This is a genomic window from Vibrio sp. R11-SG3-ISO9 (assembly GCF_059834255.1).
The window spans coordinates 1-13,763 of the sequence record NZ_JCBDGU010000025.1; the positions used below are offsets into that span (position 1 = coordinate 1).

The window sequence follows — 13,763 nt, forward strand, 5'->3', positions numbered from 1 at the left end:
GAGCACGCCAGCGCTGACGGAAGACTCTGTATCAGCAGGCACGACCGTGGCGACGCTGTCGGCGACGGACGAAGACGGTGGCAACATCAAGTTCAGCATCACTGACGACACCAACGGCTTCTTCAACATCGATGAAGACACGGGCGTGGTGACGCTGACGCCAGCGGGCGCGGACCATGTGAACGCGGGCAATGACCTACCAAACTTCAACGTGCACGCAGAGAGCACCACGGGCAACACGTCAGAGAACAACATCGACGTGAACCCAGCGGACACGACGGACGTGAACGATCCACTGAACATCACCGTGGAGAGCACGCCAGCGCTGACGGAAGACTCTGTATCAGCAGGCACGACCGTGGCGACGCTGTCGGCGACGGACGAAGACGGTGGCAACATCAAGTTCAGCATCACTGACGACACCAACGGCTTCTTCAACATCGATGAAGACACGGGCGTGGTGACGCTGACGCCAGCGGGCGCGGACCATGTGAACGCGGGCAATGACCTACCAAACTTCAACGTGCACGCAGAGAGCACCACGGGCAACACGTCAGAGAACAACATCGACGTGAACCCAGCGGACACGACGGACGTGAACGATCCACTGAACATCACCGTGGAGAGCACGCCAGCGCTGACGGAAGACTCTGTATCAGCAGGCACGACCGTGGCGACGCTGTCGGCGACGGACGAAGACGGTGGCAACATCAAGTTCAGCATCACTGACGACACCAACGGCTTCTTCAACATCGATGAAGACACGGGCGTGGTGACGCTGACGCCAGCGGGCGCGGACCATGTGAACGCGGGCAATGACCTACCAAACTTCAACGTGCACGCAGAGAGCACCACGGGCAACACGTCAGAGAACAACATCGACGTGAACCCAGCGGACACGACGGACGTGAACGATCCACTGAACATCACCGTGGAGAGCACGCCAGCGCTGACGGAAGACTCTGTATCAGCAGGCACGACCGTGGCGACGCTGTCGGCGACGGACGAAGACGGTGGCAACATCAAGTTCAGCATCACTGACGACACCAACGGCTTCTTCAACATCGATGAAGACACGGGCGTGGTGACGCTGACGCCAGCGGGCGCGGACCATGTGAACGCGGGCAATGACCTACCAAACTTCAACGTGCACGCAGAGAGCACCACGGGCAACACGTCAGAGAACAACATCGACGTGAACCCAGCGGACACGACGGACGTGAACGATCCACTGAACATCACCGTGGAGAGCACGCCAGCGCTGACGGAAGACTCTGTATCAGCAGGCACGACCGTGGCGACGCTGTCGGCGACGGACGAAGACGGTGGCAACATCAAGTTCAGCATCACTGACGACACCAACGGCTTCTTCAACATCGATGAAGACACGGGCGTGGTGACGCTGACGCCAGCGGGCGCGGACCATGTGAACGCGGGCAATGACCTACCAAACTTCAACGTGCACGCAGAGAGCACCACGGGCAACACGTCAGAGAACAACATCGACGTGAACCCAGCGGACACGACGGACGTGAACGATCCACTGAACATCACCGTGGAGAGCACGCCAGCGCTGACGGAAGACTCTGTATCAGCAGGCACGACCGTGGCGACGCTGTCGGCGACGGACGAAGACGGTGGCAACATCAAGTTCAGCATCACTGACGACACCAACGGCTTCTTCAACATCGATGAAGACACGGGCGTGGTGACGCTGACGCCAGCGGGCGCGGACCATGTGAACGCGGGCAATGACCTACCAAACTTCAACGTGCACGCAGAGAGCACCACGGGCAACACGTCAGAGAACAACATCGACGTGAACCCAGCGGACACGACGGACGTGAACGATCCACTGAACATCACCGTGGAGAGCACGCCAGCGCTGACGGAAGACTCTGTATCAGCAGGCACGACCGTGGCGACGCTGTCGGCGACGGACGAAGACGGTGGCAACATCAAGTTCAGCATCACTGACGACACCAACGGCTTCTTCAACATCGATGAAGACACGGGCGTGGTGACGCTGACGCCAGCGGGCGCGGACCATGTGAACGCGGGCAATGACCTACCAAACTTCAACGTGCACGCAGAGAGCACCACGGGCAACACGTCAGAGAACAACATCGACGTGAACCCAGCGGACACGACGGACGTGAACGATCCACTGAACATCACCGTGGAGAGCACGCCAGCGCTGACGGAAGACTCTGTATCAGCAGGCACGACCGTGGCGACGCTGTCGGCGACGGACGAAGACGGTGGCAACATCAAGTTCAGCATCACTGACGACACCAACGGCTTCTTCAACATCGATGAAGACACGGGCGTGGTGACGCTGACGCCAGCGGGCGCGGACCATGTGAACGCGGGCAATGACCTACCAAACTTCAACGTGCACGCAGAGAGCACCACGGGCAACACGTCAGAGAACAACATCGACGTGAACCCAGCGGACACGACGGACGTGAACGATCCACTGAACATCACCGTGGAGAGCACGCCAGCGCTGACGGAAGACTCTGTATCAGCAGGCACGACCGTGGCGACGCTGTCGGCGACGGACGAAGACGGTGGCAACATCAAGTTCAGCATCACTGACGACACCAACGGCTTCTTCAACATCGATGAAGACACGGGCGTGGTGACGCTGACGCCAGCGGGCGCGGACCATGTGAACGCGGGCAATGACCTACCAAACTTCAACGTGCACGCAGAGAGCACCACGGGCAACACGTCAGAGAACAACATCGACGTGAACCCAGCGGACACGACGGACGTGAACGATCCACTGAACATCACCGTGGAGAGCACGCCAGCGCTGACGGAAGACTCTGTATCAGCAGGCACGACCGTGGCGACGCTGTCGGCGACGGACGAAGACGGTGGCAACATCAAGTTCAGCATCACTGACGACACCAACGGCTTCTTCAACATCGATGAAGACACGGGCGTGGTGACGCTGACGCCAGCGGGCGCGGACCATGTGAACGCGGGCAATGACCTACCAAACTTCAACGTGCACGCAGAGAGCACCACGGGCAACACGTCAGAGAACAACATCGACGTGAACCCAGCGGACACGACGGACGTGAACGATCCACTGAACATCACCGTGGAGAGCACGCCAGCGCTGACGGAAGACTCTGTATCAGCAGGCACGACCGTGGCGACGCTGTCGGCGACGGACGAAGACGGTGGCAACATCAAGTTCAGCATCACTGACGACACCAACGGCTTCTTCAACATCGATGAAGACACGGGCGTGGTGACGCTGACGCCAGCGGGCGCGGACCATGTGAACGCGGGCAATGACCTACCAAACTTCAACGTGCACGCAGAGAGCACCACGGGCAACACGTCAGAGAACAACATCGACGTGAACCCAGCGGACACGACGGACGTGAACGATCCACTGAACATCACCGTGGAGAGCACGCCAGCGCTGACGGAAGACTCTGTATCAGCAGGCACGACCGTGGCGACGCTGTCGGCGACGGACGAAGACGGTGGCAACATCAAGTTCAGCATCACTGACGACACCAACGGCTTCTTCAACATCGATGAAGACACGGGCGTGGTGACGCTGACGCCAGCGGGCGCGGACCATGTGAACGCGGGCAATGACCTACCAAACTTCAACGTGCACGCAGAGAGCACCACGGGCAACACGTCAGAGAACAACATCGACGTGAACCCAGCGGACACGACGGACGTGAACGATCCACTGAACATCACCGTGGAGAGCACGCCAGCGCTGACGGAAGACTCTGTATCAGCAGGCACGACCGTGGCGACGCTGTCGGCGACGGACGAAGACGGTGGCAACATCAAGTTCAGCATCACTGACGACACCAACGGCTTCTTCAACATCGATGAAGACACGGGCGTGGTGACGCTGACGCCAGCGGGCGCGGACCATGTGAACGCGGGCAATGACCTACCAAACTTCAACGTGCACGCAGAGAGCACCACGGGCAACACGTCAGAGAACAACATCGACGTGAACCCAGCGGACACGACGGACGTGAACGATCCACTGAACATCACCGTGGAGAGCACGCCAGCGCTGACGGAAGACTCTGTATCAGCAGGCACGACCGTGGCGACGCTGTCGGCGACGGACGAAGACGGTGGCAACATCAAGTTCAGCATCACTGACGACACCAACGGCTTCTTCAACATCGATGAAGACACGGGCGTGGTGACGCTGACGCCAGCGGGCGCGGACCATGTGAACGCGGGCAATGACCTACCAAACTTCAACGTGCACGCAGAGAGCACCACGGGCAACACGTCAGAGAACAACATCGACGTGAACCCAGCGGACACGACGGACGTGAACGATCCACTGAACATCACCGTGGAGAGCACGCCAGCGCTGACGGAAGACTCTGTATCAGCAGGCACGACCGTGGCGACGCTGTCGGCGACGGACGAAGACGGTGGCAACATCAAGTTCAGCATCACTGACGACACCAACGGCTTCTTCAACATCGATGAAGACACGGGCGTGGTGACGCTGACGCCAGCGGGCGCGGACCATGTGAACGCGGGCAATGACCTACCAAACTTCAACGTGCACGCAGAGAGCACCACGGGCAACACGTCAGAGAACAACATCGACGTGAACCCAGCGGACACGACGGACGTGAACGATCCACTGAACATCACCGTGGAGAGCACGCCAGCGCTGACGGAAGACTCTGTATCAGCAGGCACGACCGTGGCGACGCTGTCGGCGACGGACGAAGACGGTGGCAACATCAAGTTCAGCATCACTGACGACACCAACGGCTTCTTCAACATCGATGAAGACACGGGCGTGGTGACGCTGACGCCAGCGGGCGCGGACCATGTGAACGCGGGCAATGACCTACCAAACTTCAACGTGCACGCAGAGAGCACCACGGGCAACACGTCAGAGAACAACATCGACGTGAACCCAGCGGACACGACGGACGTGAACGATCCACTGAACATCACCGTGGAGAGCACGCCAGCGCTGACGGAAGACTCTGTATCAGCAGGCACGACCGTGGCGACGCTGTCGGCGACGGACGAAGACGGTGGCAACATCAAGTTCAGCATCACTGACGACACCAACGGCTTCTTCAACATCGATGAAGACACGGGCGTGGTGACGCTGACGCCAGCGGGCGCGGACCATGTGAACGCGGGCAATGACCTACCAAACTTCAACGTGCACGCAGAGAGCACCACGGGCAACACGTCAGAGAACAACATCGACGTGAACCCAGCGGACACGACGGACGTGAACGATCCACTGAACATCACCGTGGAGAGCACGCCAGCGCTGACGGAAGACTCTGTATCAGCAGGCACGACCGTGGCGACGCTGTCGGCGACGGACGAAGACGGTGGCAACATCAAGTTCAGCATCACTGACGACACCAACGGCTTCTTCAACATCGATGAAGACACGGGCGTGGTGACGCTGACGCCAGCGGGCGCGGACCATGTGAACGCGGGCAATGACCTACCAAACTTCAACGTGCACGCAGAGAGCACCACGGGCAACACGTCAGAGAACAACATCGACGTGAACCCAGCGGACACGACGGACGTGAACGATCCACTGAACATCACCGTGGAGAGCACGCCAGCGCTGACGGAAGACTCTGTATCAGCAGGCACGACCGTGGCGACGCTGTCGGCGACGGACGAAGACGGTGGCAACATCAAGTTCAGCATCACTGACGACACCAACGGCTTCTTCAACATCGATGAAGACACGGGCGTGGTGACGCTGACGCCAGCGGGCGCGGACCATGTGAACGCGGGCAATGACCTACCAAACTTCAACGTGCACGCAGAGAGCACCACGGGCAACACGTCAGAGAACAACATCGACGTGAACCCAGCGGACACGACGGACGTGAACGATCCACTGAACATCACCGTGGAGAGCACGCCAGCGCTGACGGAAGACTCTGTATCAGCAGGCACGACCGTGGCGACGCTGTCGGCGACGGACGAAGACGGTGGCAACATCAAGTTCAGCATCACTGACGACACCAACGGCTTCTTCAACATCGATGAAGACACGGGCGTGGTGACGCTGACGCCAGCGGGCGCGGACCATGTGAACGCGGGCAATGACCTACCAAACTTCAACGTGCACGCAGAGAGCACCACGGGCAACACGTCAGAGAACAACATCGACGTGAACCCAGCGGACACGACGGACGTGAACGATCCACTGAACATCACCGTGGAGAGCACGCCAGCGCTGACGGAAGACTCTGTATCAGCAGGCACGACCGTGGCGACGCTGTCGGCGACGGACGAAGACGGTGGCAACATCAAGTTCAGCATCACTGACGACACCAACGGCTTCTTCAACATCGATGAAGACACGGGCGTGGTGACGCTGACGCCAGCGGGCGCGGACCATGTGAACGCGGGCAATGACCTACCAAACTTCAACGTGCACGCAGAGAGCACCACGGGCAACACGTCAGAGAACAACATCGACGTGAACCCAGCGGACACGACGGACGTGAACGATCCACTGAACATCACCGTGGAGAGCACGCCAGCGCTGACGGAAGACTCTGTATCAGCAGGCACGACCGTGGCGACGCTGTCGGCGACGGACGAAGACGGTGGCAACATCAAGTTCAGCATCACTGACGACACCAACGGCTTCTTCAACATCGATGAAGACACGGGCGTGGTGACGCTGACGCCAGCGGGCGCGGACCATGTGAACGCGGGCAATGACCTACCAAACTTCAACGTGCACGCAGAGAGCACCACGGGCAACACGTCAGAGAACAACATCGACGTGAACCCAGCGGACACGACGGACGTGAACGATCCACTGAACATCACCGTGGAGAGCACGCCAGCGCTGACGGAAGACTCTGTATCAGCAGGCACGACCGTGGCGACGCTGTCGGCGACGGACGAAGACGGTGGCAACATCAAGTTCAGCATCACTGACGACACCAACGGCTTCTTCAACATCGATGAAGACACGGGCGTGGTGACGCTGACGCCAGCGGGCGCGGACCATGTGAACGCGGGCAATGACCTACCAAACTTCAACGTGCACGCAGAGAGCACCACGGGCAACACGTCAGAGAACAACATCGACGTGAACCCAGCGGACACGACGGACGTGAACGATCCACTGAACATCACCGTGGAGAGCACGCCAGCGCTGACGGAAGACTCTGTATCAGCAGGCACGACCGTGGCGACGCTGTCGGCGACGGACGAAGACGGTGGCAACATCAAGTTCAGCATCACTGACGACACCAACGGCTTCTTCAACATCGATGAAGACACGGGCGTGGTGACGCTGACGCCAGCGGGCGCGGACCATGTGAACGCGGGCAATGACCTACCAAACTTCAACGTGCACGCAGAGAGCACCACGGGCAACACGTCAGAGAACAACATCGACGTGAACCCAGCGGACACGACGGACGTGAACGATCCACTGAACATCACCGTGGAGAGCACGCCAGCGCTGACGGAAGACTCTGTATCAGCAGGCACGACCGTGGCGACGCTGTCGGCGACGGACGAAGACGGTGGCAACATCAAGTTCAGCATCACTGACGACACCAACGGCTTCTTCAACATCGATGAAGACACGGGCGTGGTGACGCTGACGCCAGCGGGCGCGGACCATGTGAACGCGGGCAATGACCTACCAAACTTCAACGTGCACGCAGAGAGCACCACGGGCAACACGTCAGAGAACAACATCGACGTGAACCCAGCGGACACGACGGACGTGAACGATCCACTGAACATCACCGTGGAGAGCACGCCAGCGCTGACGGAAGACTCTGTATCAGCAGGCACGACCGTGGCGACGCTGTCGGCGACGGACGAAGACGGTGGCAACATGAAGTTCAGCATCACTGACGACACCAACGGCTTCTTCAACATCGATGAAGACACGGGCGTGGTGACGCTGACGCCAGCGGGCGCGGACCATGTGAACGCGGGCAATGACCTACCAAACTTCAACGTGCACGCAGAGAGCACCACGGGCAACACGTCAGAGAACAACATCGACGTGAACCCAGCGGACACGACGGACGTGAACGATCCACTGAACATCACCGTGGAGAGCACGCCAGCGCTGACGGAAGACTCTGTATCAGCAGGCACGACCGTGGCGACGCTGTCGGCGACGGACGAAGACGGTGGCAACATCAAGTTCAGCATCACTGACGACACCAACGGCTTCTTCAACATCGATGAAGACACGGGCGTGGTGACGCTGACGCCAGCGGGCGCGGACCATGTGAACGCGGGCAATGACCTACCAAACTTCAACGTGCACGCAGAGAGCACCACGGGCAACACGTCAGAGAACAACATCGACGTGAACCCAGCGGACACGACGGGACGTGAACGATCCACTGAACATCACCGTGGAGAGCACGCCAGCGCTGACGGAAGACTCTGTATCAGCAGGCACGACCGTGGCGACGCTGTCGGCGACGGACGAAGACGGTGGCAACATCAAGTTCAGCATCACTGACGACACCAACGGCTTCTTCAACATCGATGAAGACACGGGCGTGGTGACGCTGACGCCAGCGGGCGCGGACCATGTGAACGCGGGCAATGACCTACCAAACTTCAACGTGCACGCAGAGAGCACCACGGGCAACACGTCAGAGAACAACATCGACGTGAACCCAGCGGACACGACGGACGTGAACGATCCACTGAACATCACCGTGGAGAGCACGCCAGCGCTGACGGAAGACTCTGTATCAGCAGGCACGACCGTGGCGACGCTGTCGGCGACGGACGAAGACGGTGGCAACATCAAGTTCAGCATCACTGACGACACCAACGGCTTCTTCAACATCGATGAAGACACGGGCGTGGTGACGCTGACGCCAGCGGGCGCGGACCATGTGAACGCGGGCAATGACCTACCAAACTTCAACGTGCACGCAGAGAGCACCACGGGCAACACGTCAGAGAACAACATCGACGTGAACCCAGCGGACACGACGGACGTGAACGATCCACTGAACATCACCGTGGAGAGCACGCCAGCGCTGACGGAAGACTCTGTATCAGCAGGCACGACCGTGGCGACGCTGTCGGCGACGGACGAAGACGGTGGCAACATCAAGTTCAGCATCACTGACGACACCAACGGCTTCTTCAACATCGATGAAGACACGGGCGTGGTGACGCTGACGCCAGCGGGCGCGGACCATGTGAACGCGGGCAATGACCTACCAAACTTCAACGTGCACGCAGAGAGCACCACGGGCAACACGTCAGAGAACAACATCGACGTGAACCCAGCGGACACGACGGACGTGAACGATCCACTGAACATCACCGTGGAGAGCACGCCAGCGCTGACGGAAGACTCTGTATCAGCAGGCACGACCGTGGCGACGCTGTCGGCGACGGACGAAGACGGTGGCAACATCAAGTTCAGCATCACTGACGACACCAACGGCTTCTTCAACATCGATGAAGACACGGGCGTGGTGACGCTGACGCCAGCGGGCGCGGACCATGTGAACGCGGGCAATGACCTACCAAACTTCAACGTGCACGCAGAGAGCACCACGGGCAACACGTCAGAGAACAACATCGACGTGAACCCAGCGGACACGACGGACGTGAACGATCCACTGAACATCACCGTGGAGAGCACGCCAGCGCTGACGGAAGACTCTGTATCAGCAGGCACGACCGTGGCGACGCTGTCGGCGACGGACGAAGACGGTGGCAACATCAAGTTCAGCATCACTGACGACACCAACGGCTTCTTCAACATCGATGAAGACACGGGCGTGGTGACGCTGACGCCAGCGGGCGCGGACCATGTGAACGCGGGCAATGACCTACCAAACTTCAACGTGCACGCAGAGAGCACCACGGGCAACACGTCAGAGAACAACATCGACGTGAACCCAGCGGACACGACGGACGTGAACGATCCACTGAACATCACCGTGGAGAGCACGCCAGCGCTGACGGAAGACTCTGTATCAGCAGGCACGACCGTGGCGACGCTGTCGGCGACGGACGAAGACGGTGGCAACATCAAGTTCAGCATCACTGACGACACCAACGGCTTCTTCAACATCGATGAAGACACGGGCGTGGTGACGCTGACGCCAGCGGGCGCGGACCATGTGAACGCGGGCAATGACCTACCAAACTTCAACGTGCACGCAGAGAGCACCACGGGCAACACGTCAGAGAACAACATCGACGTGAACCCAGCGGACACGACGGACGTGAACGATCCACTGAACATCACCGTGGAGAGCACGCCAGCGCTGACGGAAGACTCTGTATCAGCAGGCACGACCGTGGCGACGCTGTCGGCGACGGACGAAGACGGTGGCAACATCAAGTTCAGCATCACTGACGACACCAACGGCTTCTTCAACATCGATGAAGACACGGGCGTGGTGACGCTGACGCCAGCGGGCGCGGACCATGTGAACGCGGGCAATGACCTACCAAACTTCAACGTGCACGCAGAGAGCACCACGGGCAACACGTCAGAGAACAACATCGACGTGAACCCAGCGGACACGACGGACGTGAACGATCCACTGAACATCACCGTGGAGAGCACGCCAGCGCTGACGGAAGACTCTGTATCAGCAGGCACGACCGTGGCGACGCTGTCGGCGACGGACGAAGACGGTGGCAACATCAAGTTCAGCATCACTGACGACACCAACGGCTTCTTCAACATCGATGAAGACACGGGCGTGGTGACGCTGACGCCAGCGGGCGCGGACCATGTGAACGCGGGCAATGACCTACCAAACTTCAACGTGCACGCAGAGAGCACCACGGGCAACACGTCAGAGAACAACATCGACGTGAACCCAGCGGACACGACGGACGTGAACGATCCACTGAACATCACCGTGGAGAGCACGCCAGCGCTGACGGAAGACTCTGTATCAGCAGGCACGACCGTGGCGACGCTGTCGGCGACGGACGAAGACGGTGGCAACATCAAGTTCAGCATCACTGACGACACCAACGGCTTCTTCAACATCGATGAAGACACGGGCGTGGTGACGCTGACGCCAGCGGGCGCGGACCATGTGAACGCGGGCAATGACCTACCAAACTTCAACGTGCACGCAGAGAGCACCACGGGCAACACGTCAGAGAACAACATCGACGTGAACCCAGCGGACACGACGGACGTGAACGATCCACTGAACATCACCGTGGAGAGCACGCCAGCGCTGACGGAAGACTCTGTATCAGCAGGCACGACCGTGGCGACGCTGTCGGCGACGGACGAAGACGGTGGCAACATCAAGTTCAGCATCACTGACGACACCAACGGCTTCTTCAACATCGATGAAGACACGGGCGTGGTGACGCTGACGCCAGCGGGCGCGGACCATGTGAACGCGGGCAATGACCTACCAAACTTCAACGTGCACGCAGAGAGCACCACGGGCAACACGTCAGAGAACAACATCGACGTGAACCCAGCGGACACGACGGACGTGAACGATCCACTGAACATCACCGTGGAGAGCACGCCAGCGCTGACGGAAGACTCTGTATCAGCAGGCACGACCGTGGCGACGCTGTCGGCGACGGACGAAGACGGTGGCAACATCAAGTTCAGCATCACTGACGACACCAACGGCTTCTTCAACATCGATGAAGACACGGGCGTGGTGACGCTGACGCCAGCGGGCGCGGACCATGTGAACGCGGGCAATGACCTACCAAACTTCAACGTGCACGCAGAGAGCACCACGGGCAACACGTCAGAGAACAACATCGACGTGAACCCAGCGGACACGACGGACGTGAACGATCCACTGAACATCACCGTGGAGAGCACGCCAGCGCTGACGGAAGACTCTGTATCAGCAGGCACGACCGTGGCGACGCTGTCGGCGACGGACGAAGACGGTGGCAACATCAAGTTCAGCATCACTGACGACACCAACGGCTTCTTCAACATCGATGAAGACACGGGCGTGGTGACGCTGACGCCAGCGGGCGCGGACCATGTGAACGCGGGCAATGACCTACCAAACTTCAACGTGCACGCAGAGAGCACCACGGGCAACACGTCAGAGAACAACATCGACGTGAACCCAGCGGACACGACGGACGTGAACGATCCACTGAACATCACCGTGGAGAGCACGCCAGCGCTGACGGAAGACTCTGTATCAGCAGGCACGACCGTGGCGACGCTGTCGGCGACGGACGAAGACGGTGGCAACATCAAGTTCAGCATCACTGACGACACCAACGGCTTCTTCAACATCGATGAAGACACGGGCGTGGTGACGCTGACGCCAGCGGGCGCGGACCATGTGAACGCGGGCAATGACCTACCAAACTTCAACGTGCACGCAGAGAGCACCACGGGCAACACGTCAGAGAACAACATCGACGTGAACCCAGCGGACACGACGGACGTGAACGATCCACTGAACATCACCGTGGAGAGCACGCCAGCGCTGACGGAAGACTCTGTATCAGCAGGCACGACCGTGGCGACGCTGTCGGCGACGGACGAAGACGGTGGCAACATCAAGTTCAGCATCACTGACGACACCAACGGCTTCTTCAACATCGATGAAGACACGGGCGTGGTGACGCTGACGCCAGCGGGCGCGGACCATGTGAACGCGGGCAATGACCTACCAAACTTCAACGTGCACGCAGAGAGCACCACGGGCAACACGTCAGAGAACAACATCGACGTGAACCCAGCGGACACGACGGACGTGAACGATCCACTGAACATCACCGTGGAGAGCACGCCAGCGCTGACGGAAGACTCTGTATCAGCAGGCACGACCGTGGCGACGCTGTCGGCGACGGACGAAGACGGTGGCAACATCAAGTTCAGCATCACTGACGACACCAACGGCTTCTTCAACATCGATGAAGACACGGGCGTGGTGACGCTGACGCCAGCGGGCGCGGACCATGTGAACGCGGGCAATGACCTACCAAACTTCAACGTGCACGCAGAGAGCACCACGGGCAACACGTCAGAGAACAACATCGACGTGAACCCAGCGGACACGACGGACGTGAACGATCCACTGAACATCACCGTGGAGAGCACGCCAGCGCTGACGGAAGACTCTGTATCAGCAGGCACGACCGTGGCGACGCTGTCGGCGACGGACGAAGACGGTGGCAACATCAAGTTCAGCATCACTGACGACACCAACGGCTTCTTCAACATCGATGAAGACACGGGCGTGGTGACGCTGACGCCAGCGGGCGCGGACCATGTGAACGCGGGCAATGACCTACCAAACTTCAACGTGCACGCAGAGAGCACCACGGGCAACACGTCAGAGAACAACATCGACGTGAACCCAGCGGACACGACGGACGTGAACGATCCACTGAACATCACCGTGGAGAGCACGCCAGCGCTGACGGAAGACTCTGTATCAGCAGGCACGACCGTGGCGACGCTGTCGGCGACGGACGAAGACGGTGGCAACATCAAGTTCAGCATCACTGACGACACCAACGGCTTCTTCAACATCGATGAAGACACGGGCGTGGTGACGCTGACGCCAGCGGGCGCGGACCATGTGAACGCGGGCAATGACCTACCAAACTTCAACGTGCACGCAGAGAGCACCACGGGCAACACGTCAGAGAACAACATCGACGTGAACCCAGCGGACACGACGGACGTGAACGACAAACCAACCGCAACTGACTTCTCAGTAACCCTAGACAATCAAGATGAAGCGTTC

1 protein-coding gene is annotated in these 13,763 nt (G+C 59.6%); it reads left to right on the top strand.

Going from position 1 to position 13,763, the window contains the following annotated elements; genetic code table 11:
- Positions 1–46: 46 nt before the first annotated feature.
- Entirely contained in the window at positions 47–8,530 is an 8,484-nt protein-coding gene (locus tag AC6R05_RS07400; protein ID WP_500647016.1) for a hypothetical protein, read from the top strand.
- Positions 8,531–13,763 lie beyond the last annotated feature (5,233 nt).